Source organism: Methylophilus sp. 14 (assembly GCF_015354345.1).
In the GTDB taxonomy this organism is placed as follows: Bacteria; Pseudomonadota; Gammaproteobacteria; order Burkholderiales; family Methylophilaceae; genus Methylophilus.
Window position 1 is genome coordinate 81,244 of sequence record NZ_JADKYS010000006.1, and the last position, 25,550, is coordinate 106,793.

21 protein-coding genes are annotated in these 25,550 nt (G+C 49.9%); 17 read left to right on the forward strand and 4 right to left on the reverse strand.

What is annotated here, in order from left to right; genetic code table 11:
• Nucleotides 1-120 precede the first annotated feature (120 nt).
• The 12 genes from INP78_RS12775 (at nucleotide 121) to INP78_RS12830 (ending at nucleotide 15,009) form a co-directional block, all read left to right on the forward strand.
• Nucleotides 121-2,022 (forward strand): ATP-binding cassette domain-containing protein, encoded by a 1,902-nt coding sequence (locus tag INP78_RS12775; RefSeq protein ID WP_194742582.1) that lies wholly within the window; start codon nucleotides 121-123, stop codon nucleotides 2,020-2,022.
• Nucleotides 2,023-2,051: 29 nt separating this feature from the next.
• The gene (locus INP78_RS12780; RefSeq protein ID WP_194742583.1) at nucleotides 2,052-2,627 is read left to right on the forward strand and encodes a hypothetical protein; all 576 of its coding nucleotides are present in this window, start codon (nucleotides 2,052-2,054) and stop codon (nucleotides 2,625-2,627) included.
• 172 nt (nucleotides 2,628-2,799) lie between these two features.
• Nucleotides 2,800-3,480 (forward strand): response regulator transcription factor, encoded by a 681-nt coding sequence (locus tag INP78_RS12785; RefSeq protein ID WP_194742584.1) that lies wholly within the window; start codon nucleotides 2,800-2,802, stop codon nucleotides 3,478-3,480.
• 59 nt (nucleotides 3,481-3,539) lie between these two features.
• Nucleotides 3,540-4,664: a sensor histidine kinase KdpD gene (locus tag INP78_RS12790; protein WP_228522883.1), complete on the forward strand. Its 1,125-nt coding sequence runs from the start codon at nucleotides 3,540-3,542 to the stop codon at nucleotides 4,662-4,664.
• A 52-nt stretch (nucleotides 4,665-4,716) separates the two neighbouring features.
• Nucleotides 4,717-6,255 carry a lysine--tRNA ligase gene (gene lysS / locus INP78_RS12795; RefSeq protein WP_194742586.1) on the forward strand — a complete coding sequence of 513 codons (1,539 nt, stop codon included), beginning with the start codon at nucleotides 4,717-4,719 and terminating at the stop codon, nucleotides 6,253-6,255.
• A 158-nt stretch (nucleotides 6,256-6,413) separates the two neighbouring features.
• Nucleotides 6,414-7,841, forward strand: coding sequence for a porin (locus tag INP78_RS12800; protein ID WP_194742587.1), 1,428 nt, complete (start codon nucleotides 6,414-6,416; stop codon nucleotides 7,839-7,841).
• 158 nt (nucleotides 7,842-7,999) lie between these two features.
• Complete coding sequence (locus tag INP78_RS12805) at nucleotides 8,000-8,194, forward strand: YezD family protein (RefSeq protein WP_194742588.1); 195 nt, start codon at nucleotides 8,000-8,002, stop codon at nucleotides 8,192-8,194.
• A gap of 64 nt (nucleotides 8,195-8,258) precedes the next feature.
• Nucleotides 8,259-9,950: an alginate export family protein gene (locus INP78_RS12810; RefSeq protein ID WP_194742589.1), complete on the forward strand. Its 1,692-nt coding sequence runs from the start codon at nucleotides 8,259-8,261 to the stop codon at nucleotides 9,948-9,950.
• A gap of 12 nt (nucleotides 9,951-9,962) precedes the next feature.
• The gene (locus tag INP78_RS12815) at nucleotides 9,963-10,970 is read left to right on the forward strand and encodes a sulfate ABC transporter substrate-binding protein (protein WP_228522884.1); all 1,008 of its coding nucleotides are present in this window, start codon (nucleotides 9,963-9,965) and stop codon (nucleotides 10,968-10,970) included.
• Nucleotides 10,971-11,050: 80 nt separating this feature from the next.
• Nucleotides 11,051-11,329, forward strand: coding sequence for a DUF2325 domain-containing protein (locus INP78_RS12820; protein ID WP_194742590.1), 279 nt, complete (start codon nucleotides 11,051-11,053; stop codon nucleotides 11,327-11,329).
• A gap of 162 nt (nucleotides 11,330-11,491) precedes the next feature.
• Nucleotides 11,492-13,183 (forward strand): EAL domain-containing protein, encoded by a 1,692-nt coding sequence (locus INP78_RS12825; protein ID WP_194742591.1) that lies wholly within the window; start codon nucleotides 11,492-11,494, stop codon nucleotides 13,181-13,183.
• A gap of 197 nt (nucleotides 13,184-13,380) precedes the next feature.
• Nucleotides 13,381-15,009 (forward strand): bifunctional diguanylate cyclase/phosphodiesterase, encoded by a 1,629-nt coding sequence (locus tag INP78_RS12830; protein ID WP_228522885.1) that lies wholly within the window; start codon nucleotides 13,381-13,383, stop codon nucleotides 15,007-15,009.
• A gap of 9 nt (nucleotides 15,010-15,018) precedes the next feature.
• Here INP78_RS12830 and INP78_RS12835 read toward each other — a convergent pair whose 3' ends face one another.
• The 4 genes from INP78_RS12835 to epsC all read right to left on the reverse strand — a co-directional run bounded on the left by INP78_RS12835 (nucleotide 15,019) and on the right by epsC (nucleotide 20,258).
• Nucleotides 15,019-16,356, reverse strand: a complete 1,338-nt coding sequence (locus tag INP78_RS12835; protein ID WP_194742592.1) for a TAXI family TRAP transporter solute-binding subunit — start codon at nucleotides 16,354-16,356, stop codon at nucleotides 15,019-15,021.
• Between the two features lie 156 nt (nucleotides 16,357-16,512).
• On the reverse strand, nucleotides 16,513-18,414 hold the full coding sequence (locus tag INP78_RS12840; RefSeq protein WP_194742593.1) for a family 2A encapsulin nanocompartment cargo protein cysteine desulfurase: 1,902 nt from the start codon (nucleotides 18,412-18,414) through the stop codon (nucleotides 16,513-16,515).
• Nucleotides 18,401-19,315, reverse strand: a complete 915-nt coding sequence (locus INP78_RS12845; RefSeq protein WP_194742594.1) for a family 2A encapsulin nanocompartment shell protein — start codon at nucleotides 19,313-19,315, stop codon at nucleotides 18,401-18,403. Before INP78_RS12845 ends, INP78_RS12840 begins: the two co-directional genes overlap by 14 nt.
• 40 nt (nucleotides 19,316-19,355) lie before the next feature.
• Nucleotides 19,356-20,258 (reverse strand): serine O-acetyltransferase EpsC, encoded by a 903-nt coding sequence (gene epsC / locus INP78_RS12850; protein WP_194742595.1) that lies wholly within the window; start codon nucleotides 20,256-20,258, stop codon nucleotides 19,356-19,358.
• 354 nt (nucleotides 20,259-20,612) lie between these two features.
• Here epsC and INP78_RS12855 point away from each other — a divergent pair, with 354 nt between their 5' ends.
• The 5 genes from INP78_RS12855 (at nucleotide 20,613) to INP78_RS12875 (ending at nucleotide 25,405) form a co-directional block, all read left to right on the forward strand.
• Nucleotides 20,613-21,593: a sulfate ABC transporter substrate-binding protein gene (locus INP78_RS12855; protein ID WP_194742596.1), complete on the forward strand. Its 981-nt coding sequence runs from the start codon at nucleotides 20,613-20,615 to the stop codon at nucleotides 21,591-21,593.
• 44 nt (nucleotides 21,594-21,637) lie between these two features.
• Nucleotides 21,638-22,519, forward strand: a complete 882-nt coding sequence (locus INP78_RS12860; protein ID WP_194742597.1) for an EAL domain-containing protein — start codon at nucleotides 21,638-21,640, stop codon at nucleotides 22,517-22,519.
• A gap of 108 nt (nucleotides 22,520-22,627) precedes the next feature.
• A complete protein-coding gene (gene cysT / locus INP78_RS12865; RefSeq protein ID WP_194742598.1) occupies nucleotides 22,628-23,461 on the forward strand; it encodes a sulfate ABC transporter permease subunit CysT in 834 nt (277 codons plus the stop codon).
• A gap of 74 nt (nucleotides 23,462-23,535) precedes the next feature.
• Nucleotides 23,536-24,426, forward strand: coding sequence for a sulfate ABC transporter permease subunit CysW (gene cysW, locus INP78_RS12870; RefSeq protein WP_194742599.1), 891 nt, complete (start codon nucleotides 23,536-23,538; stop codon nucleotides 24,424-24,426).
• A gap of 1 nt (nucleotide 24,427) precedes the next feature.
• Nucleotides 24,428-25,405, forward strand: coding sequence for a sulfate/molybdate ABC transporter ATP-binding protein (locus INP78_RS12875; protein ID WP_194742600.1), 978 nt, complete (start codon nucleotides 24,428-24,430; stop codon nucleotides 25,403-25,405).
• Nucleotides 25,406-25,550: the final 145 nt, after the last annotated feature.

Here is a 25,550-nt window from a genome sequence, read left to right on the forward strand (position 1 = left end):
ACAGTTGCGCAGCCGCAGTAGAAGAGGGGGGAAGTCGCGGAATTATTCAGCCAGAGCCTGAATGATTCGTTTAAAATGCCACTCTTTTGCAATATCGTTTTTAAATGAAAGTGATTGTCAGTGATTCAGTTTAAACAACTGACTTTTTCCAGAGCAGGTAAAACGCTGGTCGAAGCAGCCAGTTTCCAGTTGCATCCGGGGCATCGCGTCGGCCTGACCGGGGCCAATGGCGCGGGTAAATCGACCCTGTTTGCCTTGCTGCGCGGTGAGCTCACGGCGGATGTCGGCGAGTTGCTGATGCCGCCACAGTGGGTGATTGCGCATGTGGCGCAGGAAACCCCGGCGCTGGCGCAATCTGCACTCGACTATACCCTGGATGGTGATGAAGAGTTGCGCACCTTGCAAGCCAACCTTGCGCAAGCAGAGGCTGGCGAAAGTCATGACCCGTTGCATGTGGCCGAGTGGCATCAGCGCCTAGCGGATATTGATGGCTATAGCGCAGAAGCCAGGGCCAGTGCTTTATTGGCCGGTCTGGGGTTTTCTCAGTCGCAGTTGAGCCGCCCGGTCAGTGATTTTTCCGGTGGCTGGCGTATGCGCCTCAACCTGGCGCGTGCTTTAATGTGCCGCTCAGATTTGCTATTGCTGGATGAGCCGACCAATCACCTGGATATTGAAGCCGTTATTTGGCTTGAAGGCTGGCTGAGTGCCTATCGCGGCACCTTGTTGCTGATTTCGCATGACCGCGAGTTTCTTGATAACACGGTTAACCATATTCTACATATAGAGCATCAGCAACTGACTTTGTATCGCGGTGGCTATAGTGATTTTGAGCGCCAGCGTGCCGAGAAGCTGACATTGCAGCAAGCCAGTTATCAAAAGCAACAGCAGCAAATGGCGCATTTGCAGAAATATATTGATCGCTTTCGCGCCCAGGCGACCAAAGCACGCCAGGCGCAAAGCCGTATCAAGGCACTTGAGCGCATGGAACGTATCAGTGCTGCGCATGTAGATTCTCCTTTTAGTTTCAGCTTTCGTGACCTAGGTTCTGCACCGGATCCTTTACTGGTGATGAATCAGGCGGGGTTGGGCTATGCAGGTCAAACCCTGGTCAAACTGGGGCATCTGGCGATACGCCCGGGTGAGCGCATCGGTTTGCTGGGTAAGAATGGCGCGGGTAAGTCCACCTTGATTAAAGCGCTGGCGCAGTCAGAAACCTTATTGTCGGGCGAGCGCGTAGAAGGTAAGGATTTACGTATCGGTTATTTTGCCCAGCATCAGCTAGAGCAGTTGGTTGCTAGCGACTCGCCCTTGCAGCATTTGCAGCGGCTGGACGCAAATGCCAGAGAGCAGGAACTGCTGGACTTTTTGGGGGGATTTGATTTCCGCGGCGAGATGGCTAAAGCGCCTTGCGGACCGTTCTCAGGTGGTGAAAAATCTCGTCTGGCATTGGCGATGCTGATTTGGCAACGGCCTAACCTGATTTTGCTGGATGAGCCGACCAACCATCTGGATATTGAAATGCGGCATGCATTGTCTATGGCATTGCAGGCCTATGAAGGCGGCATGGTGATGGTGTCGCATGACCGCACGTTGCTTGCCACTTGTTGCGAAAAATTTGTACTGGTGGCTGATGGGCAAGCCAGTGTGTTTGATGGCGACCTGGAAGATTACAAAGGATCTTTACTCAAGGTGGCGCAAACGGAAGTCACTACGAGCCGACCTGTGGCCGCCAAACAGAATAGCTATCATCAGCAAAAAGCGGACCGCCAGGCACGCCTGGTGGAGCGCAGGCCTTTGCTCAAAACGCTGGCGACACTGGAAACACAGTTGACCAAGCTCACGCAGGAAAAGCAAGACGTAGAAAACCGCCTGGCGGATAGTGCGATTTACGAGGTAGAGCAGCGTGAAGTATTGCAGGCGCTGCTGATTTCGCAAGGTGAAAATCAAAAACAACTCGATGCCATCGAAGAGCAGTGGCTGGATGTGCAGGAAAAACTGGAAGCCCTGCCTGAGATTGAATAACACGGATAATATTAATTAAAAGGATCATCATGGAAATGACTTATGAAGAGCGTTTGAGGTTTATGTATCAGCTGTGCCAGGCACAGACTGGGGCGATGGGTATTCAATCTGAAGCACAAGCCGTAGAAGCCTTTGCCAATGTTGAAATTGAAGACGCTATACATTATCTGGCGAGCTTTTTAACGTTTAAAGCGATTCAGTCCGCTGACCGTCATCCGGCAGAAGAGCTGGAAAATGATTTTGATATGCTGGGGGTCTACCAGTGTTTCGGTTTGATGGTGTATGCCTTCCTGTTCATGCCGCTGACCCAGGAAGGGCTTCATCCTGACTACGATAGGGCGCAAATTACCATCGGTAAAACCCTGTTTGATGGGCTATCTCCGGAAATGCTGGCGGAGATTATTGAATCTGGTTTTCATAAGTTTAAACTGATTGCAGAAGCGGAGTCTGAGCATTGGCAGGAATACCGTGAAAACCTAGATAAAGTCACCATTAGCTATATGATTGCAACGACAGATGATGATAGCCCGCATAGTGCAGAAGAAGTGTTGCCGTTGTTCGGTCAATTGCTAAGTCAATTGTGTGAGGCATTTACTGCGGACTAGCTTTTGAGTACACTTTGTATTGCATGCAATTAAATTATATTTACAATGTTGATACAGTTTGAAAACTTGGGTAAAATTGTACGATTTACGCTTGTTAATCAATTTGATTGTTCGATAAGATTCGAAGGCTAAACCCTGCGAAAGCCTTCAGCTAATCTGTAAAAGGACATAAATGAGTAAGCTGCTGTTGATTGATGATGATGTTGAGTTGGCCAATATGCTGAAGGAATTCCTGACGCAAGAAGGCTTTACTGTAACGACTGCGCACGATGGTCTGACCGGCGAGCAATATGTGCTGGCAGGCAAATTTGATTTGGTGATCCTTGATGTGATGATGCCAGGTCAGGATGGTTTGCAGACGTTACGCAATGTCAGACAACATTCCGATATCCCTGTGCTGATGTTAACGGCCAAGGATGATAATGAAGGCCGTATAGAAGGGCTGGAGGGCGGTGCGGACGATTATGTCCAAAAGCCATGCCTGCCGCGTGAGCTGGTTGCCCGGATTCGTGCCATTTTGCGCCGTCATACCAGTGACACGCCTAAAGGCAACGATATTGTGGTTGGCCAGTTGGTGGTTTCCAGCGAGCGTAGAAAAGTATTCTGGGCTGACAAGCCGATTGTGTTTACCAGTACGGAATTCAGCCTGATTGAAATTCTGGCCAAGCACGCCGGTACGATTGTGAGCAAAGAAGATTTGTCCATCAAGGCGCTGGGTCGTCCGTTGGTCAAATATGATCGTAGTATTGACGTGCATTTAAGTAGTATCCGTCAAAAAATATCAGAAGTTTCTGGCGGTGTGAATGTGATACAAACCATTTACCGTGTCGGATACCAACTTGTTAGAGAGTAAGTGAATTAAACGCGAGGGTTATGGGGCGCCTGTTCTGGAAGTTATTTTTAGCATTCTTTTTGGCGCTCATCTCCACCGATCTTATCGTTGGCAATATTGTTGAGTGGCAGACCCATCAACAATCCGCCATACATCATACAGTCCCGCAGGCTTGCACCTCAGCAAGCGACTGTGAGACCAAGCCAAATGCCTTAAAGCCTGAGTCTCAGTCAGTGAAGGCCGATCAACCGTCGGCTGAGAGACAATACTTTAGCCTACCTTTATATGTGCTGATTTACAGCCTCGTCTCCAGCAGCATTTTTGCCGGAGTCCTGGCCTGGTCAATTTCGCATCCCATCAAGTTATTGCTTGATCATCTGAAGAGTGCCGCAGAAGGGGATTTGCTGGTCAGGGTGAGCCCTAAAATTACCGCCAGTCACGATGAATTTTCTGAGTTGGGTGAAGCGTTTGACTTGATGGCATTGCGCCTCAACAACATGATCAAAAGCCAATCCAAAATGTTGCACCATGTGTCTCATGAGTTGCGTTCGCCATTGGCCAGGATACAGATGTCGGTGGGCCTGGTGATGCAGAATCCGAAGAAAATGCAAAGCTCCTTACAGCGTGTTGAGCTCGAAGCGGTACGCATGGAAAGAATGATTTCAGAGTTGCTGGAAATCTTTCGATTTGAATCGGGCATGCAAAAGCTGCAAAAGACCGAGGTCGATTTAAAAGAACTGTTGACCGGGATTGTGGGTGATGTGCTATTCGAGAAGCATGAGGCCAAGTTGCATCTGGATATGCCGGAGGATGCTGTGGTAGTGGACGGCCAGTTGGAATTGTTGCAACGGGCAATCGACAATGTGATCCGCAATGCCGTGAAATATGGCCCAGAGAGTGGCGTGGTAACCATTGAGTTGCAACATAGCGCACGTACCAGCGAAGTGATCCTGGAAGTGGAGGATCAAGGCCAGGGCGTTGAGCCGCAGGAGCTTGAGCAAATCTTCAGGCCGTTTGTACGCGGCCGTCGCGCATCACAGGTGGACGGCCATGGCATCGGTTTGGCCATGACCAAGCATATCGTTGAGGCGCATGGTGGTTTCGTCAAAGCGACCAATCTCAGTCCGCATGGTTTTATGATCCGTATCCATTTGCCTGAAAAGCATGAGGCTCCCACCGATCAAGAGTCCAAAAATTGGATGTAACAATGCTAAAATAGCGGGTTTACGAATAACGCAGACGATAGCCGGATACTTTATGACAGCACAACACTCCAACCCAGACAACGCGACAGAGTCAGTCGTTGATGAGAATCACGTGATTGCAGAGCGTCGCGAAAAGTTGCGCCTGCTGCGCGAACAAGCGCAATCTGCACAAGTAGCGACTTTTCCTAACGACTTCAAGCCTGAGCATAAAGCCGCTGTTTTACAAGAGACTTATGCTGGCACAGAGAAAGAAGTGCTGGATCCGCAAGAGATTGTGGTTGTGGTGGCTGGTCGCATGATGTTGAAACGCGTGATGGGCAAAGCCAGTTTTGCGACCATCCAGGACAGCACTGCGCGTATTCAACTGTATGTTGCACGTGATGAAATAGGCGAAGAACTCTACGAGCGCTTTAAACATTGGGACATGGGTGACATTCTGGGCGCACGCGGACGCTTGTTTAAAACCCGTACTGGTGAGCTGTCGGTGCATGTGACCGAGCTGCGTTTGCTGACCAAGTCGCTGCGCCCATTGCCGGAAAAATTCCATGGCCTGCAAGACCAGGAAATCAAATACCGCCAGCGTTATGTTGACCTGATCACCTCTGAAGAAACCCGCGCCACGTTTAAAGCGCGCTCAAAAGTTGTGGCGGCGATTCGCCAGTTTATGAATGACAACGAGTTTCTTGAAGTGGAAACGCCCATGCTGCACCCGATTCCTGGTGGTGCATCAGCCAAGCCATTTGTCACGCATCATAACGCGCTTGATATGCAGATGTTTATGCGTATTGCGCCAGAGCTCTACCTGAAGCGCCTGATTGTGGGCGGTTTTGAGCGCGTGTTTGAAATCAATCGTAACTTCCGTAATGAAGGCCTCAGCGTGCGTCATAACCCTGAGTTCACCATGATGGAGTTCTATGCAGCTTATACTGACTACCAATGGTTGATGGATTTTACCGAGCAATGTATCCGTGCGGCAGCGATTGCAGCCAACGGTACAGCGGTATTGAGCTATGCTGGCAAAGAAGTCGATTTAAGCAAGCCGTTCGAACGTTTGACCATTGTCGGTGCCATTCAAAAGTATGCGCCGCAATACACACTGGCGCAGCTCAATGACGCTGATTTCATCCGCCAGGAGTTATTGAAGTTTGGTGTGAAGCCGTTTGACCATGCTGGTTTGGGTTCACTACAGTTATCCCTGTTTGAAGAAACTGCGGAAAGCCAGCTGTGGCAGCCAACCTATATTATTGATTACCCGGTGGAAGTGTCGCCTTTGGCGCGTGCTTCAGACAAGCACCCTGAAATCACTGAACGTTTTGAGCTGTTTATTACCGGCCGCGAAATGGCCAATGGCTTTAGCGAGTTGAACGATGCAGAAGACCAAGCCGCGCGCTTCCATGCCCAAATGAAAGCCAAAGAAGCAGGCGACCAGGAAGCCATGTACTACGATGCTGACTTTATCCGTGCGCTGGAATATGGCATGCCGCCGACCGGTGGTTGCGGCATTGGCATCGACCGCCTGGTGATGCTGATTACGGATAGCCCCAGCATTCGTGATGTGATTCTGTTCCCGCATATGCGCGCGGAAAGCTAAACCAATCAAAATAACATAGAGCCACCCGACGAGGGTGGCTTTTTTGTTACTAATAGTCTGCCTGTAAGAAATATGTAAGGTTTGTCATCAAACTGTCATATTGAAAATTCAAAATACGCCCCGGATACACACTTGTAATCTTATAACAGGGGATAAAAATGAATTTGAAGTTTCGTCGTTTGTTGATGGCAACCTTGGCTGGTGGCTTGTTAACAGGTTTGACGTCTGCGGCCTATGCTGATTCAACCACTGACCTCGTTCAGGCGTTGATTAGCAAAGGTGTTTTGACTGAAGAAGAAGGCGCTTTGTTGATGAAGGGCCGTACTAATGAAGTTGAAGTGCAGAAAAAGAAGGAAAGCAAAAGCTGGACTAGCCGTGTGAATATGCGTGGTTATGTGCAGAACCGCGTCACAGCAATGATTGGTAATGATGGTGACAATAGAGCGAACCCGGTTGATTTATGGTCTGACCGTTCAGTGGGTACTGATGACTCTATCAACCCAGACAAAAACTTTTTGATTCGTCGTGCACGTATCATTATTTTTGGTGATTTTGGTGACCACCTGAGCTACTACATCCAGCCTGACTTTGCATCATCTGCTAGTGGTACCAACAACATTGCACAGCTTCGTGACGCTTACGGTGATATCAACATTGATAAGGCTAAAGTACACCGTGTGCGTGTGGGTCAATCTAAAGTGCCTTATGGTTTCGAAAACCTGCAATCGTCCTCTAACCGTTTGGCGATGGATCGTGTAGATGCGATGAACAGTGCTGTGCGTGATGAGCGTGATACAGGTGCGTTCTACTACTACACACCAGAAAATGTTCAAGCATTATTTAAAGAAATCAACGATAAAGGCCTGAAACACTCTGGCAACTACGGTATGGTTGGTGTGGGTATGTATAACGGCCAAGGCGCGAACCGCAGTGATGTGAACGACAACTACCATGTGGTAGCGCGTGCTACTTACCCTTGGAAAACGCAATCCGGTCAAATCTACGAAGCCAGTATTCAAGGCTATCATGGTGAATATGCACCAACAACGGGTCGTTATAATTTCAACGGTAATACTAACGTGAGTTCATCTGCCAATACTGGTGCAACACGTACGCCTACCATTGCAACTGAAGATGCTAAAGGCTTTAAAGACCAGCGCGTTGGTGTGAGCTTTGTGATGTATCCACAACCATTCGGTCTGCAAGCTGAATGGAACTGGGGTACTACACCAGGTATGGATGCTGCTCAAAACAGAATTGAAGAGAAAAGTCTGCAGGGTGGTTATGTACAGGCAATGTATAAAATCGACAATTTCCAATTCCTAGAGACTAATGGTACTTTGATTCCATTTGTCAAATGGCAGTACTTCGATGGTTATAACAAAGCAGAAACCAACGCGCCTGAGAACCATGTGAATGATTGGGAGTTGGGTGTGGAGTGGCAACTTGCACCAGAGGTTGAAATTATGGCTGAATACCACCGTATGAAGCGTAATAACCTGGTGACTGGTAACCGTGCTGGTACGCTGGATTATCAAAGTTTCACAGCGGATGCATTGCGCGTACAAGTGCAGTACAACTTCTAACAACAAACGTATCAAAACTTAAATTGAAATCCCGCAGTCTTGCGGGATTTTTTTTATTTTTTATATATCTAAAAGTAATATAAAAATAACGAATAATTATTTTTTAAAATATAAATAGTCTGAAATAATGCCGTTTATTCAATGCAGTGAGGGGCGTCATGTCTACAGTATTAAACAAACCGGAAACAAAAACGGACGAGGCTGTACTGGCTATCGTGGCGGCCGCTATTACGGCAGTGCAGCAGGATACCGGTTATGGTTCGATTGAAATTACGGTACATGATGGGCGGGTGACACAAATTGAGCGGCGCGAGAAAGTCCGCTTTGATCACCAGGTAAAACCCAAAAAGTAGTTGATATGATTTTACTGAGCACTGACCAGGCTGCTGGAAGTCATTAATTTACGGGAGATAATACATGCAGTTAAAGAAAATAAGTCTTGCACTGGCAACCGCAGGTGTGTGGTGGCTGGGTAATGGCGTGGCCTCGGCAGCAGAAGAGGGGCAGCTGGCAGAGACACAAGTAGAGGATGCTGAGCAACAAAAGAAGGTAAAGGCACGCTTAGAAGAAATTAAAGCAGAAGAAAAAGCGGCTGCCAAAGCGGCCAATGGCTATTACGTTGAGCGTCGCAGCTATGGTACGCAAAAAGAAACCGAGCCACCGCGCTATGTGAAGCAGTTAAACAAGACATGGTTGAAAGACTACGACAGTTTTGCGGATATTGACTGGCTGGATATTGGTTTCGAATATCGTGCCCGTTACGAGCATCGTGATAACGATTTCAGACGTGCGCAAGAAAATATTGATGATCCACTCTTGTTGCGTTCACGTGCTTACCTGGGGTTGAAGAATATTCTGGATCCATTCCGTTTCGCGGTTGAAGTGCAAGACTCCCGTCGTAACCATAGTGATTACACACGTAGCAACGATACGCGCGATGTGGACAAGGCGGATGTGTTACAAGCGTATCTGGAGCTGTATTACAAAGACAGTATCTTTGGTAAGGACGACCTGGGTAACAGCCGCCCATTTTGGGTGCGAGGTGGTCGGTTGGCCTGGGAAAGTCTGGATCGCCGCCTGATTGCGCGTAACGAATGGCGCAACACGACCAATACTTTCCAGGGCGTGCGTGCCAACATTGGTGAGAAAAAGAATGACTGGCAGTTGGAGGCGTTTGCCGTACAACCGGTTCAACGTTTTACTGATAAGTTGGATGAGGTTGATCACTCGCAGAACTTCTATGGCGTGATTGGTGACTGGCGTCGTTGGTCTGAATACGTGACTATCCAACCTTATTATTTCCTCTTGAAGCAGAATGGCGACAAGGTTGAATACGATACCAACGGTAACTTGTATTCTGATCGTAGTGTTTATACGGCCGCACAGCAAAACCAGGCAACCATTGATCGCGAAATTCACACCGGTGGTGTGCGTGTGTTTGGTGTAGTGCCTGGCACGCAATGGGACTACGACGCGAACTATGCAAAGCAATGGGGCCATCAGCAGCGCTTTATCAGCAATGCGATTGGTTACAGAAATGTAGATCATGATGCCTTTGCCTACAATGCTGAAGTTGGTTATAGCTTCAAGCATCCATGGAAACCGCGTGTCAGTGCTTCTTATGGCGTAGCCTCTGGCGATAAAACGACTGCTTCAGGCAATGACTTCAGCGACAACGGACGTTTTGACCGCTTGTTCGGTTTTGCCCGTCCATGGTCAAACAACGATTACATCCAGATGGAGAACATTCGTGCGTCAAAAGTACGCCTGGAATTTGATCCACAAGTACCTTACTTAAACAACGTTAAAGTCGATACAGGTTTCAGCTGGTACCGTTTGGATGATCCAACCGATCGCTGGAATGCGGGTGCGAACCTGCGTGACAGAACGGGCAAATCTGGCAGTGACCTGGGTAAAGAGTTTGACCTGCGCGTGCGTTTCCCACTGAATCAGTATGCCTCACTCAATTTGGGCTATGCGCACTTCTGGGCCGGTGATTTTGTGAAAAATGCGGTCAGTGCCAATGCGACAAACATTGCAACGTTTGACCAGAATCGTTCAAACAGCTCAGACTTTTTCTACACAGAATTAACCCTGCTCGGTTTCTAATAGAGGACTTATATGTCATTTAATCCAACTTTTAAGAAGGCATTGCTGATCGCAGCACTGATCACGCCATTAGCTGCCTGGGCTGCCGACGTCAACCTGCTCAACGTGTCTTACGACCCGACGCGTGAGTTGTATCAAGACTACAACGATGCATTTGCCAAATACTGGAAAGCCAAAACCGGCGATAACGTCGTGATCAAGCAGTCACACGGCGGCTCCGGCAAACAGGCGCGTTCTGTTATTGATGGTTTGCAGGCAGATGTGGTGACACTCGCTTTGTCTTACGATATTGACGAAGTGGGCAGCAAAGGCCGCTTGTTCGGGCCAGACTGGCAAAAGCGTCTGCCGCATAACAGCTCACCTTATACGTCTACCATTGTGTTTCTGGTGCGTAAAGGCAACCCGAAAAACATCAAGGACTGGAATGATCTGGTGAAACCAGGCACTTCCGTGATCACACCTAACCCGAAAACCTCGGGTGGTGCACGCTGGAACTACCTGGCTGCTTATGCTTATGCGCTCAAGCAGAACAATAACGACGATGCCAAAGCTAAAGACTTTTTGAAAAAGCTGTTTAAAAACGTGCCGGTGCTGGATAGCGGTGCGCGTGGCTCAACCACCACATTTGTCGAACGCGGCATTGGTGATGTGTTGCTGGCATGGGAAAACGAGGCTTTCCTGGCGCAGAAAGAGTTGGGCCCGGACAAGTTTGATATCGTGGTGCCATCCTTGTCGATTTTGGCTGAGCCGCCAGTGACGGTGGTTGATAAAAATGCCAAGCGACATGGGACTGAAGCGGTTGCAAAAGCTTACCTGGAGTATTTGTATAGCGAAGAAGGCCAGGAAATCGCGGCGAAAAATTACTACCGCCCAACCTTGGAATCTGTGGCTAAGCAATACGAAAAACAGTTTCCAAAGGTCAATTTGATCAAGATTGATGAAACATTTGGCGGCTGGCAAAAAGCACAGAAAACACACTTTGCCGATGGTGGTGTGTTTGACGAGATTTACCAGAAATAAGATTTGAAATTGAGTTGTTCATTTGAGAAAAAGGCATTTACCCAATGCCTTTTTCTTTCTCTACAAAAGGAGAGTGTTTCATGTCAAAAGCATTAGTGATTGGTGGTGACCGTATTGAAGGCATCAAGCAGGTACTGCATGCGCAGGGGATAGCCAAAATCGACCACTGGACAGGCAGAAAGCCCGGTGATGTCAAACGCGAGCTACCGGCAAACGTCAATGTGATTGTGTTGGTCACCGGCTGGCTCAATCATTCCATGATGTACCGTATCAAGCATGTGGCACACAAACGCGGCCTCAAGGTGGTGTATACACGGAATAGTGCCGATGGTATGCAGCGCGTACTCGAAGCTGCCTAACTTACGGTAGACCAACTATTAAATTATTTTAAAATAGGTCTAAATTTATCCATTTATTTAACCGATAACACTCTTGATAGTTAAGGTTTAATGACCTGACTCAAGAATTTTTCTGTGTCGACGACTCAGAATAATGTGGTGATAGCGGTTAAAAGGTAAATAATGAGTCAAACCGGGATTGGCGAACTGGCAGCGCCACTCAGTGAAAATATAACGCAGCGGCAGTTTATGCGTCATCGTCTTGTACGTAAAGTACAGGACCATACTCATTTTTTGGCCATGGCAAGCATGGTCTGCGGTTTACTGGGCTTTCCACATTACCTGTTAGATGTAGATAACAATGTCTGGCTGGCACAATTACTCACTTATCTGACGTTTATTTTGGTGAGCTACAATTTGCTGCTGGAAAACGGCCGCACCAATCTGGCGATGCTCACTATGTCACTGGTCACCATCAGTTTGTTTATGGTGCAGCTTTCCCCTTATGCTGCCGATTTTAACGATACCGCGCATCTGCTGCGCATTGCGAATGACTTACAGGTGCAACAAGACTCCAGGCTGGTGGAATATGCCTCAGGCGCTTTGCTGGCTTGCCTGATTGCCATTTCCTATCTATTCCAGCGTTCTGGTTGGCTAGCCACCAGTCAGGCAATTTTGTGTGTCGCGGTGATGATTCCATTGATCCCGCTACTGGGTTTTTTGTGCGGCATTGCCCACCCTTACGGCCTGATGCCACCATTGGCGACCCTGAGTGGTTTGTTATGTGCCTTTGGTTTATTGGCCAGGCACGCGTCGCATCCGCCCATGAGTTATTTATTGTTGATGGACGATAACGGCAAGCAGATACGCTTCAGCATTGTGTTCTTAAGCTTTTTTGCCATCATGCTGGCCAGGGCTGGCGTCGAGTTTGAAGACAATATGCGTGCATTGCCAGCGTTGGTGGTGGTGGCGATTCTGGCGATTGTCTATACGATGACGGTGACTTATTACCGCAAAGGGCAAAGCACCGACCTAGTGCTGCCAGCCACGGATATGGACTTTGCTAGCCAATTGGAAGCAGCGTTGGATAGTCAGCAGTTTTTCATGGTGTATCAACCACAAGTCGATTTCAATACGGGTAAGTTAAAAGGCGTTGAGGCGCTGGTGCGCTGGCGGCATCCCGAAAAAGGTGTGATCTCACCTGAAAAATTTATTCGCGTGGCCGAACTCACCGGCTTGATTGTGCCTTTGGGCAAATGGGTGATGCGAACTGCTTGCACGCAGGCAGCGCAGTGGAAACATCACCCGGTATTGGGACAGATGGAAGTGGCTGTGAATGTGTCTGCTTTGCAGCTCAAGTCCGGCACGCTGGTAGAGGATATTTTACGCATTCTGGCTGAAACCGGTTTACCGCCACAGCGCCTGGTGGTTGAGCTGACTGAAAGCTCTTTTGTACAGGATGATGGCGAAAATGCCCGCATCATGCATCGCTTGAAACAGGCGGGCATCAAACTGGCTATTGATGATTTTGGCACCGGGTATTCGTGCTTGTCTTATCTCCGTGATATTCCTGGAGACTACTTAAAAGTTGACCGTTCATTTGTGATGGAGTTGCCAGGCCATAACAAGGCCGAGGCAGTGATTCAGGCTATTGTTAGTCTGGGTAAGAGCCTGGATTACCGCATTATTGCCGAAGGCATCGAAACCGACGCCCAGGCCAGTTTTCTCAAAGGCATAGGTTGCGATATCGCACAAGGTTTCCTGTTTTCGCGGCCGCTGGAAGCACCAGCTTTAGAGCATTGGGTGGCTAACGACCTTGCTGTCAGTACAGAATCTGAAAATCCATCATCATGGGTGGCGAACACCAGTCGCTGAAGCGCGATCTCTTTGCTTGCTTATCTATAATTTCATGCCATTTCATAGCAAATCATCCATGAGTATCAATTTAATTTGATTTAAAGGATGATAAAACCCTGTTTTATTTTATGTTGATCTCAATCTAATTGCGCCTATAGTAAAACAAAACTGCCTGCCAGCGCGGGCAATAATAATAGATCGAGACAGGGGGCAACATGTCAGTATCCAGCATTGACTGGTCAGCTGTAACTGTTCAGGAATGTACAACGCAACGCCAGTACATGCGGCATCGATTTCTTAGAACGGTACAGAAGTATTCTCCTTGGCTGGCGCTCGCCAGCATTGTGAGCGTGCTGCTAGGGTTCCCATTGAGTGACCTGCACCACACGTTTGAATTAAGTGTGCTGCAGAGTGTGAGCTATCTCATTTTTGTGATGGTGAGTTTGCGCGTTATCTATGACACCAGGCGTGAACATGCCATGATCGGATGGCTCATCGGTAGCGTGTTGCTCGGCTATGGGCTGCAAGCCTATTGGTTGTTAAGCAGCCACGCCTCTTTTAGCCATATCGCCTCCATCAACAGTCTTTCACAAGTGGTCAGTCATGGTCAGATTGCCACTGATTTTGGTATGTCTTTGCTGGTGATCGTCGGCTTTTTGCTGTGCCACTATCAATGTAACCGTGCCAGCCAGGCCGTGCTCAGTGTTGCATTGCTGCTGCCGGTGACAGGCTTGCTGGCGCGTGCTTATGGTATTCCGGATGCCTATGGACAGCTTTCCATGTTGTCTTGCCTGGGCGGTTTGCTGTGTGCCTCGGCCTTGCTGGCCAAGCAGGTCTCTCAAACCTCAATGAGTTATCTGCTATTGATGGACGATACTGGCAAGCACCTGCGCTGGATTGTCAGCTTGCTGTTTTTGTGTGCCATCGTGTTGGGTGGCGTGGGCGTGTATTTTAAACACGACTACCGTTTGACACCTTTGATTATCACGCTGGCGTTGATCTCAGTCGTCTGCATCATGACGTTTACTTATTATCGTAAAGGCGTGATGCATGAGCAGGTATTGCCGCCGGAGGACCTGGCCTTTGCCAGCGAGTTGGAAGCGGCGATTGCGCATCAGGAATTTTACCTGGTCTACCAGCCGCAACTGGACTTTATAACGGGTGAGCTCGTTGGTGTAGAGGCATTAATCCGCTGGCGACATCCACAACAAGGCGTGGTGCCGCCTGCCAAGTTTATTGGCGTGGCCGAGTTGACCGGCCTGATTGTACCTATGGGCGCCTGGGTGTTAAAAGCGGCCTGCCAGCAGGTGGCTGCCTGGCAAGAAGGGGCATTGAGCAAGGCCAAAGTGTCGGTGAACGTCTCGCCCATGCAGTTACGCTCACCAGGTTTTACCGATTATGTGCTGCAAGTATTACGTGAAACCGGCTTGTCCGCTGATCGCCTGGTGATCGAGCTGACCGAGAGCGCGTTGATACACTCTGATTGTAAAGGCACTGATAGCTTGCAGGCGCTCAAACAATTGGGTGTCAAGCTCGCCATCGATGATTTTGGCACTGGTTATTCATGCCTGGCCTATTTGCGCGACATTCCCGGTGATTATTTAAAAGTAGACCGTTCTTTTGTCAATGATGTGCCTGGCAAAGAGCGCTCTGAGGCGGTGACCAGTGCCATTGTAGTGCTCGGCAAAAACCTGCATTACCAGATTGTGGCAGAAGGCGTTGAAACACAAGCGCAGGCCGACTACCTGAAGAGTTTAGGGTGCGATCTGGTGCAAGGCTATTTATACGCCAAGCCCATGGAAGAGCAAGCCTTGCAACAGTGGGTGAATGCAAGGCCTGCCTGAGCGCTGCAATCAGCTGTCTGCTGTGGCTTGAAACTTGTGATGGTTGAGTTTAGACCTGACCAGCTCAATATGCGCGCGCAGCTCGTAGGCATATTGTGAAAACGGCACTGGTAACTTCACATTAACCACTTTGGCTTCAATATCATTGAGCTTATCCAGGCATTCCTGCACGTCTTCCGCGTTTTTGATCTCCTGTAACTGCGTGTCCAGAAAGCGCAACTCACCGTAATAACGGAACAGTTTTCGTTTCACCAGCCACACATACACCATCGGGATAATCTTGGTCAGCGGAATCAGCAAGGCCAGTAATGGCAAAATCACGATCAAGGTCCGGTTCACAAACGTTGCTGCCCAAAACGGCAGGTATTTATCAATAATCGGCAAGCCAGACTTGTAAAAGTTAAGCGCCTGCGTACTCAGTGGAAAATCGGTATCCTTGGCCGATGGAAACTCGCCTTTGCTATTAAACATGCTGGGGCCACCGTGTACTTCAGCAATCACTTTCATCATCAGGTAAACCAGGGCCGGATGCATGCTTTCTTTCACCACCAGCGTGGCGGTCGGGGCGACCAGATGCACATCGTGGCTGGGGGTATTACGTGCCAGGTCCATGGCACCTTCGGGTAATACCAGGTGGTGCATAAACGCGAATTTGCGTGAAAAGGCTTCTGCGGTGTCCAGGCTGAGTAAGCGCAGGCGTTTGTCCGTCACCATTTCATGAATCATGCCCGAATTGGCCACATCGACAAACAGGGCAGCATCCAGCTTACCTTGGCGCAAGGCCGTGGCTGCCTCTTCACCGCCTATCTCGACAAGCCTGGTATTGCTGGCGTTAATTCCGCTTTCATTAAGCAGGGTGCTGACCAAGGTGTGTGTGCCATTGCCCGCATAGCCGATGGCAATACGCTTGCCTTTGAGCGCAGATAAATGCGTAGTGCTGGCTTTGCAACGGCAAAAAATCCACACTGGCTGATAATATAAACTGCCCAAAGAGAGTAGTGATCCAGCGCCTTCGCTGTGGGCCACGCCATCCTGGATAAAGGCAATATCAACGTCCGACTCCGAGTCTTTTAACAAGCGCAGGTTTTCGGTGTCACCAGAGGTCTTGCGCAATGTGAGCGTAATGCCTTCTTTTTGCAAATAAACACCGTAAATAGCGGCAAAGGCGTTGTAGTTTAGATCCGACTCACCGGTGGCGATCACAATCTTGCGGGGTGGCGCCGGGTCTATAAATTTATAGGCAAAAAAAAGCGCCAGGCAGATCAGCAGCACGGACGGCAGCGTTGCTTCCAGCATCTCTCTGGTAAAAATTGAGGTGAATTTGTTATTGCGTGGATCAAATTTCATCGGTCAATATTCTGTATATAGAGGGCAGCAACCGATCGGTTGATAGGGGGATTTTACAGAGGGTTGGGCAGAATGTCACAACTGACGATGATTGGCGGACACAGGAAAAAAAACAGCCATTCACCGGCCGGTGAATGGCTGCCAGGATAAACCGCGTTAGGCGTGATAAGACGCCAGTCGCTGTAGCACTGCAATCATGCGGTCAATTTCTTCATAGGTGTTATAAAACGCCAATGAAGGACGTACGGTGGTTTCTACCCCAAAGCGGCGCAAAATCGGTTGCGCACAATGATGGCCAGAGCGCACGGCAATGCCTTCTTCATTGAGCGCTGCACCGACTTCTTCACTCTGATAGCCTTTGAGTGCAAATGACAGCACGCTGGCCTTGTGCTTGGCCGTGCCTATCAGACGCAATTTCGGGATCTGGCGCATGGCGGCGGTGGCATATTCAAGCAAAGCATGCTCGTAGGCGGCGATGTTCTCAATGCCTAAGCGTTCCACATATTTCAGCGCTGCGCCCAAACCAACGGCATCGGCAATATTGCCAGTGCCTGCTTCAAACTTGGCAGGCGCCGCGTGATAGACCGTTTTTTCAAACGTCACGTCCTGGATCATATTGCCGCCGCCTTGCCAGGCAGGCATGTCTTGCAACACGTCCGCTTTGCCATACAGCGCGCCTATGCCAGTCGGGCCGAAGATTTTATGGCCTGAGAACACAAAAAAGTCTGCATCCAGCGTTTGTACATCGGTACGCAGGTGCGAGACTGATTGCGCGCCGTCCAGCAATACCTTGGCGCCAGCACGATGTGCCATGGCAATCATTTCCTGCGCCGGGGTGACGGTGCCCAAGGCGTTGGAGACTTGCGTGAAAGACACCAGCTTGGTTTTTGCTGTGAGCAGTTTTTGATATTCCTCGAGCAAAATCTGCCCGCTGTCGTCGACTGGAATCACCTTGATCACCGCGCCTGTTTCCTGGCAAAGTTGCTGCCAGGGTACGATGTTAGCGTGATGCTCAAGGTTAGAAACCACAATCTCGTCACCAGCGCCCAAATGTTTTTTGCCCCAGGTTTTGGCCACCAGGTTAATCGCTTCTGTGGTACCACGCACAAAAATCACGTTATTCACCGACGGCGCATTGATAAAGCGGCGCACGGTTTCACGCGCATCTTCATAAGCATCCGTCGCCCTTGCCGCCAGCGCATGCGCGGCGCGGTGAATATTGGAGTTTTCGTGCTGGTAGAAATAGCTGATACGATCAATCACCACCTGCGGTTTGTGCGTGGTCGCGGCGTTATCAAACCAGACCAGCTGACGCCCGTTCACACGTTCGTTGAGAATCGGAAAGTCACGACGCACGGCATGCACATCAAACGCCGGGTGCGCAGAGGCGAGCAGGCTGCCGATGACGGCTGGCTCCGCTTGCAAAAAATAAAACGATTGCGCGCTGCCAGCAGACGATTTGTTGGACGGTTGCGTTGAGGCGGCCGATAATGGTGTCTGACTCGTGCCCAAACCCAACCAGCGATCCAGCTCCTGTTGGTAAGGAATCTCTATGCCCAGGCCAGCAAAGGCCGCAGGCGCCAGGTATGCGGCGTCTAGCTGCAATACGTTCAGGTGTGCCGGATGGTTATGCAGCGGATCGCTGCCCAGTGCTTCGACGCCTGGCGCATAGGTGAGCTGCTGCGCCTGTGCTTCTTGCGTGACAGGTTGACCTTGCGATTGCACATAGCTCGGCGAAGCTGCGCCGACAGAGTTGCCGCCCACATTGCCCAGTTTGGTGGTCAATGAGTCTGTGGCGGGCACCGATGGTTGTGGCGTGTGTGAACTTGCCAGTGATTGCGCAAAGTCTGCTGCCGCAAATGGCGCTGTGGCTGGAAAGCCCTCGGCATAAAGGTCATTCACCAGTTGGGTCAGGGTGGCCGTATCCAGCACGCCTGTGTTTTCCAACTCGCGACCAACCCCAAGCGCAGCCGTCATCTTTGGATGCTCGCCCGGCAACGAGGCCAAAATGGCCTCAGGCTCAAAGCTCGCTAAATCGAGTGAATTACTTGTAGTCATAGTAATGGTCAACTCCGACATCTTCCAGTACGGCAATCGCATCTTCGGTCAGTACTGCCAGTGAGCAATACAGTGAGACCAGGTAAGACGCAATCGCTTTATGGTTAATACCCATAAAACGTACGGATAAGCCCATGGTTTGTTGGCCAGGCAAGTTTGGTTGATATAGGCCAATCACGCCTTGTTTGCTTTCGCCCACGCGCAGCAACAGGATTTTGGATTTGCCATTGACGATAGGCAATTTGTCGCTAGGGATCAGTGGAATGCCGCGCCAGGTCAGGAACTGTGAACCAAACAACGACACGGTTGGTGGCGGCACGCCACGGCGGGTGCACTCACGGCCAAAGGCGGCAATCGCTTTCGGGTGTGCCAGGAAAAACGCAGGCTCTTTCCACACTTTGGTCAGCAATTCATCCAGATCATCCGGAGTAGGGAAGCCGTTACGGGTTTTCACCGTTTGTGACTTGGCCACGTTGTTGAGCAAACCGTATTCTTTGTTATTGATCAGTTCGCTTTCCTGGCGCTCTTTGACCACTTCAATGGTTAAGCGCAGTTGCTCTTTAATCTGGTTGTGCGGGCTGCTATACAGGTCAGACACACGCGTGTGTACATCGACCACGGTATTGACGGCGTTCAACACATATTCACGGCCCCATTCTTCGTAATCGACAAAAGTGGCTGGCAGTTCTTTTTCGTCCTTGTTTGAGCAATCGACCGTAATCGCATTTGGGTCTTTAGCCTTGTTGACGCGGTAAATACCGGCTTCGACTGGCACCCAATTGAGCAAATGCACCAGCCAGCGCGGGCTGATGGTGCTGAGCATGGGCACCGATTTGGTCGCATTGGCAAGCGTTCGTGCGGCGACGTCGCCTAAAGCGCTCTGGGTTGGTTGTTCTGACATGTATTTCTCCTTGTAATGGGCTCAGGGTGATGTATAAAAATCAAGCAGCAGCCGGAATCGGTTTCGCGTCCGAATGTGCTTGTGTGACGTGACTATTGGCGGGCACGCTGCGGGTGACCCATACATTGCCGCCAATAATGGAATGCTTGCCGATGGTGATGCGGCCCAGAATCGTGGCCCCGGCATACACCACCACGTAGTCTTCCAGAATCGGGTGGCGTTCAAATTTCTTCACCAGATGGCCATTGGCATCTTTAGGAAAGTTTTTGGCCCCTAAAGTTACTGCCTGGTAGAGGCGCACGTGGTTACCGATGATGGCCGTTTCACCAATGACGACGCCGGTGCCATGGTCAATAAAAAAGTAATCGCCAATATTGGCCCCAGGGTGGATGTCGATACCCGTTTGTGAGTGGGCAATCTCGGTGATTAGGCGCGCAATAATGGTCAGGCCCAGGCCATGCAAGACATGCGCGATGCGGTAATGAATCAGAGCCAGTATGCCGGGGTAGCTAACCAGAATTTCGTCGACGCTATCTGCGGCTGGGTCGCCCTGGTAGGCGGCTTCAAGGTCAGTATCCAGTTGCAGGCGGATATGCGGTAACTGCTCCGCAAACGTATGCGTCAAAATATGGGCCTGGCTATTGAACTGGCTGGCAGGGGTGCCGGGCGATTTAAAGGCCAATTCCAGGCGAATTTGCTGCTGCAATTCACGCAAAGCTTTGTCCAGCGTGGTGCCGACATAAAAGTTGATGGCATGTGCCTGAATATCCGGGTCGCCCAAACGGTTGGGAAACAGCGAGGCCGCCAGCCAATCTAGCAGCTTGCCCAAGGCCTTGCGGGCAGGCAACTTGGGCGGCTGCGCCAGGCGTTGCCGTTGTTGTAAGGCGCTTTCACGTATGCTCGCCAGTTGCTGCACGATGTGTTCAATCGCGATCTCTTCCATCGGCTATCCAATCCTGTATTTAAAGCAGTGATGCTGAGTACAGACGAAAAAAAAGCCAGTCGCCCGGTGAAGGGTGACTGGCTTCCAGGTGTCTGGTCAGCGTTAATCTTTTTAAACTATAAAAGAATCCGCCAGCCTTGAACAGGCCTAGCACTAGAATCGTTAATTATTTATTTATATGTTTTTATTCTTAACATGGTTTTTTAGGCCTGCTTTTATGCCTGATGCGGAGAGCTGACAAGCGTTATACTTATATATTTTTATATTATAAATATATTATTTTTTATTCTTTTTAAAAATATAAGTTTATCGCTATAGTGCTCATCAGTTTGATAATAATAAAAGGAATTGAGTATGCCCTTAGTTTACCGCAGTGCCTTGGTGGCCATGTTGTTGAGCAGTGTCTCGTTGCAAGCCGCCGAGCTGTTGAATGCTTCTTATGATGTCACACGTGAGTTTTATAAGGACTTTAACCCGGCATTTGTGCAGTACTGGAAAGACAAGACCGGCGAAACGGTGACGATCAATCAGTCACACGGCGGCTCGACCAAACAGGCGCGCTCAGTGGTGGATGGCTTGCCAGCAGACGTGATTACCATGAACCGCAGTGCGGACATTGATATCCTGGCACAAAAAGGCAAATTGATTCCAGCCAACTGGCAAACACGTTTACTCAATAACAGTGTGCCCAGCGCGTCGCCAACCGTCTTCCTGGTGCGTAAAGGCAATCCCAAACAAGTCAAAGACTGGGATGACCTGGTTCGCCCAGGCGTGACGTCTGTGATTCCTAATCCCAAGACCTCAGGTAATGGTAAATATAGCTACCTGGCAGCCTGGGGCTATGTAACGCAAAAGGGTGGCGATGCCGCTAAAGCACGCCAGTTTGTGACGGAGTTATTCAAGCATGTGCCGGTGCTGGATACCGGCGGCCGCGGTGCTACCACCACCTTTGCCCAGCGTGAGATTGGCGATGTGCTGGTGACCTTTGAAAATGAAGTTTATCTGCTGCAAAAAGAGCTGGGTGAGGACAAATATGAGGTGGTGTATCCCTCGGTAACTGTATTGGCCGAAAACCCGGTTTCTCTGGTCGATAAAGTGGTGGATAAAAAAGGCACGCGCAAAGTGGCGCAGGCTTATCTCGAGTTTCATTTTTCACCACAAGGGCAAGCCTTAGCGGCCAAGCATTATTTGCGTCCACAAGTGAGTGAGGTGGCGCAACCGAGCTTTAAAAAGTTACATACGTTTACTGTCAAACAGGCGTTTGGCAGTTGGACCGAGGCCGAAAATACGCACTTTAGTGATGGCGGCATTTTTGACCAGATTTACCAGAAGTAAGCAGATTTCGTCGCATTAAAAAGCAGTTTTGCAGGAGAGTCACCATGACGCAACGTCAATCAAATCAAGAGCCAGAACACGTCATACAGCTGCGCGCAGAGTTAAAGCATGCACTGTCGCTGGATCTGGAAGAGCTGGGGCTACTGGAAGCCAGTTCGGGCGAATATGAGAGCACCTTTATCGGCGTGCATCTCAAAACCGCTTTTCAGCCCATTTATGATGCCAAACAAGGCGATATCTACGGCTACGAAGCCCTGATCCGTCCGTCTTTGTTTGGCACGCTGGGCAGCACACCAGAGTTTGCGTTCACCTATGCCGAGCAATCCGGCAAGCTGGTGCAGTTTGACCGCGTATGCCGCTCGCAGCACGTGTTGAATTACCGTGCGATTCATCAGGAAAACGGCTTGCTGTTTTTAAATGTGCATCCCAAATTGTTACTCGAAGTTAGCGCACACGGCAAGGTGTTTGAGCAGATTTTGCATAAATACTCCGTGCCTACGCATCGCGTGGTGCTGGAAATCAATGAGTCTCTGATTGAGCAGGACAAGCACCTGATTGCGGCGATTGAGAATTACCGTGCGCTGGGCTACCAGATTGCGTTTGACCATGTCGGTGGCCATCAGAGCAAGTTGTACCGCTTATGGAGTGCGCACCATGATTACATCAAGTTTGATGTGTCGGTGATTCACCAGGCCGCGCAACAACCCGCGCAACAACCCGCGCTGGCCAAGGCCTTGAAGGGGCTGGTAGCCACGGTGCAAGACTTAGGCAGCACGCCGGTGATTTTGGGCATAGAAACGCAGCAGCAGCTGGATATTGCGATTGCCTCGGGTGCGACTATTTTACAGGGTAACTTGCTGGCCGCGCCGGTGGTGGCCAAGGTGATTAATGCCCAATATCAGCACCGCTCGCCCAAAGTAGCCTAATCATTTTTTCAATATAACAGGCGCTTATAAATTAATGATTATTTATTCTTTTAAAGTTTAAAAGAATCCAGCTACATTAGCGCCTGTTTACACTGGTTACCACACAATATGGCATCACAAAAAAAGAAACATTTACTTCCCGGCTTCGGGCTGTCATTGGGGGTCACGCTGGTTTATTTAAGCCTGATTGTCCTTATCCCACTCGCCGCTGTCTTTTTACGTACGACTGAACTCAGTTGGCATGAATTTTGGGCCGTGGTGACGACGCCACGCGTGGTGGCGACTTATAAACTCACCTTTGGTGCTTCACTGCTGGCCGCAGTGATTAACCTGGTCTTTGGCTTGCTGACCGCCTGGGTGCTGGTGCGCTACCAGTTTGTTGGTAAAAAAATTCTCGATGCCTTGGTCGATTTACCCTTTGCATTGCCAACCGCCGTAGCGGGTATTGCGCTGACCGCAATTTATGCACCGAATGGCTGGTTAGGACAATGGTTGGAACCCCACGGCATTAAAGTCGCCTTTACGCCGCTGGGCGTGGTAGTCGCGCTGACGTTTATCGGCTTGCCATTTGTGGTACGCACAGTGCAGCCGGTGCTGGAAGACTTTAGTGCAGAAGCCGAGGAAGCCGCTGCCAGCCTGGGTGCCAACCGTTGGCAAACATTTTACAAGATTATTTTGCCAGCCATTTGGCCTGCCTTGCTCACTGGTTTTTCGCTGGCCTTTGCCCGCGCCGTGGGTGAGTATGGCTCGGTGATTTTTATTGCGGGCAATATGCCGATGATTTCCGAGATCACACCGCTGATGATTATTACCAAGCTTGAACAATACGACTATGCCGGGGCAACCGCGATTGCCGTGGTGATGCTGGTGATTTCGTTTGTCTTGTTGTTGCTGATTAACTTATTGCAGTGGTGGAGCAATCACCGCCATGGCAATAAATAAATTGGCTGCGCGGGCAAATCACGGCGTTGGTGCTTTATTCCCGCTGGTTTAATCTTTATTAAATAATAGAAACTATGCATACCACACAATTTCAACAATATCAGGGCAAGGTCGCTTACAAGCGCGCGACCTCTGAACCGACCTGGGTGCGCTGGGGGCTGATTGGCCTGGCACTGGCTTTTTTGGGGTTGTTTTTATTAATCCCGTTGGCGGCGGTGTTTGCTGAGGCTTTGCGCAAAGGCTGGGGCGTTTACCTGGCGGCGATTACCGAAGCAGATGCACTGTCAGCGATGAAGCTGACACTGATTGCTTCTTTGATTTCGGTGCCACTAAACCTGGTGTTTGGCGTGGTAGCGGCCTGGGCCATTACCAAATTCGACTTTAAAGGCAAAAGCTTTCTGATCACCTTGATTGATTTGCCGTTTGCTGTGTCACCGGTGATTGCAGGTTTAATTTTTGTGCTGATTTTTGGCCTGCAAGGCTGGTTTGGCGAGTGGTTGATTGATCATGATCTCAAAGTCGTATTCGCAGTGCCTGGTATTGTGCTGGCGACCATTTTTGTGACCTTTCCGTTTGTGGCCCGCGAGTTGATTCCGCTCATGCAGGCACAGGGCAAAGAAGAGGAGGAGGCGGCATTGGTATTAGGCGCTTCTGGCTGGAAAATGCTCTGGCACGTGACCTTGCCTAATGTGAAGTGGGGCCTGATTTATGGTGTGATTTTGACCAATGCGCGTGCCATGGGCGAGTTTGGTGCGGTGTCTGTGGTGTCCGGCCATATCCGCGGGCTGACCAATACCATGCCGCTGCACGTCGAAATTTTGTATAACGAATATAACTATGCTGCCGCGTTTGCTGTTGCTTCATTGCTGACGCTGCTGGCACTGGTAACCCTGGTCTTAAAAACATATGTCGAATGGCAGGCTTCGCGTGATGCCGCCAATATTGAAAAGGAAGTGACGGCTTAACATGAGTATTACCATTCAACAGATTAACAAAGGCTTTGGCCAATTTAGCGCGTTGCGTGATATCAACCTGCAAGTGCCGTCTGGCGAGTTGGTGGCCTTGCTGGGGCCGTCAGGTTGCGGAAAAACCACCTTGTTGCGCATCATCGCCGGGCTAGAATCACCGGATAGCGGCCAAGTGTTGTTTGATGGCGTAGACACCACGCACCGCGATGTGCGTGAGCGCCAGGTGGGTTTTGTGTTTCAGCACTATGCGCTGTTCCGCCATATGACCGTGTTTGAAAACGTGGCGTTTGGCCTGCGCGTGCGTCCAAAAGAAACCCGTCCGTCAGATGCTGAGATTAAAAAACGCGTGCATGATTTGCTCAAACTGGTGCAGTTAGACTGGCTGGCAGACCGTTATCCACCGCAATTGTCTGGTGGCCAGCGTCAGCGTATCGCCCTGGCGCGTGCCTTGGCGGTAGAGCCTAAAGTGTTGTTGCTAGATGAGCCATTTGGCGCGCTGGATGCCAAAGTGCGTAAAGACCTGCGCCGCTGGCTGCGTCGCTTGCATGACGAGTTACATGTGACCAGCGTGTTTGTCACGCATGACCAGGAAGAAGCGTTAGAAGTGGCTGACACTATTGTGGTGATGAATCATGGCCAGGTAGAGCAGGTGGGTTCACCACAGGCGGTGTACGATCAGCCCGCCACACCGTTTGTGTATGAGTTTTTGGGCAATGTGAATGCGTTTGAAACGCCGCAGGGTAAAGGTTTTGTGCGCCCCTATGAAATCGCCGTGAGCCGTGAGGCTGAAGCCAATAGCATCGCGGGTGCGCTAACCTATGTGCATTCTGTCGGCTCGCTGGTGCGTCTGGAAATCAAGCGTACAGACAATGCGCAATATGTGGACGTGGAACTTGGGCGTGACCAGTTTAACCAGTTGAATTTTCAGCAAGGTGAAACCGTCTATTTGAAGCCAACGCAGTTACGCGTGTTTTAAACAAGCGCTACGTTTAGTCATCTTAGCCAGGCGAGCAATCATGCTCGCCTGTTTTTTTTGCCCGCTTGGCGTGAGATGCGCTCAACATTTCAATGACGGCTAATCGCTATCTTTTTGTTATCAACTATTAAATTAAATCAATGTT

Coding starts and splice junctions, on each gene's coding strand:
- INP78_RS12840 (WP_194742593.1), bottom strand. CDS start 18,414: ATGACTACAAGTAATTCACTCGATTTAGCGAGCTTTGAGCCTGAGGCC.
- epsC (WP_194742595.1), bottom strand. CDS start 20,258: ATGGAAGAGATCGCGATTGAACACATCGTGCAGCAACTGGCGAGCATA.
- cysT (WP_194742598.1), top strand. CDS start 22,628: ATGGCATCACAAAAAAAGAAACATTTACTTCCCGGCTTCGGGCTGTCA.
- INP78_RS12820 (WP_194742590.1), top strand. CDS start 11,051: ATGTCAAAAGCATTAGTGATTGGTGGTGACCGTATTGAAGGCATCAAG.
- INP78_RS12830 (WP_228522885.1), top strand. CDS start 13,381: ATGTCAGTATCCAGCATTGACTGGTCAGCTGTAACTGTTCAGGAATGT.
- lysS (WP_194742586.1), top strand. CDS start 4,717: ATGACAGCACAACACTCCAACCCAGACAACGCGACAGAGTCAGTCGTT.
- INP78_RS12860 (WP_194742597.1), top strand. CDS start 21,638: ATGACGCAACGTCAATCAAATCAAGAGCCAGAACACGTCATACAGCTG.
- INP78_RS12825 (WP_194742591.1), top strand. CDS start 11,492: ATGAGTCAAACCGGGATTGGCGAACTGGCAGCGCCACTCAGTGAAAAT.
- INP78_RS12810 (WP_194742589.1), top strand. CDS start 8,259: ATGCAGTTAAAGAAAATAAGTCTTGCACTGGCAACCGCAGGTGTGTGG.
- INP78_RS12845 (WP_194742594.1), bottom strand. CDS start 19,315: ATGTCAGAACAACCAACCCAGAGCGCTTTAGGCGACGTCGCCGCACGA.
- INP78_RS12780 (WP_194742583.1), top strand. CDS start 2,052: ATGGAAATGACTTATGAAGAGCGTTTGAGGTTTATGTATCAGCTGTGC.
- INP78_RS12815 (WP_228522884.1), top strand. CDS start 9,963: ATGTCATTTAATCCAACTTTTAAGAAGGCATTGCTGATCGCAGCACTG.
- INP78_RS12875 (WP_194742600.1), top strand. CDS start 24,428: ATGAGTATTACCATTCAACAGATTAACAAAGGCTTTGGCCAATTTAGC.
- INP78_RS12785 (WP_194742584.1), top strand. CDS start 2,800: ATGAGTAAGCTGCTGTTGATTGATGATGATGTTGAGTTGGCCAATATG.
- INP78_RS12855 (WP_194742596.1), top strand. CDS start 20,613: ATGCCCTTAGTTTACCGCAGTGCCTTGGTGGCCATGTTGTTGAGCAGT.
- INP78_RS12800 (WP_194742587.1), top strand. CDS start 6,414: ATGAATTTGAAGTTTCGTCGTTTGTTGATGGCAACCTTGGCTGGTGGC.
- INP78_RS12805 (WP_194742588.1), top strand. CDS start 8,000: ATGTCTACAGTATTAAACAAACCGGAAACAAAAACGGACGAGGCTGTA.
- cysW (WP_194742599.1), top strand. CDS start 23,536: ATGCATACCACACAATTTCAACAATATCAGGGCAAGGTCGCTTACAAG.
- INP78_RS12835 (WP_194742592.1), bottom strand. CDS start 16,356: ATGAAATTTGATCCACGCAATAACAAATTCACCTCAATTTTTACCAGA.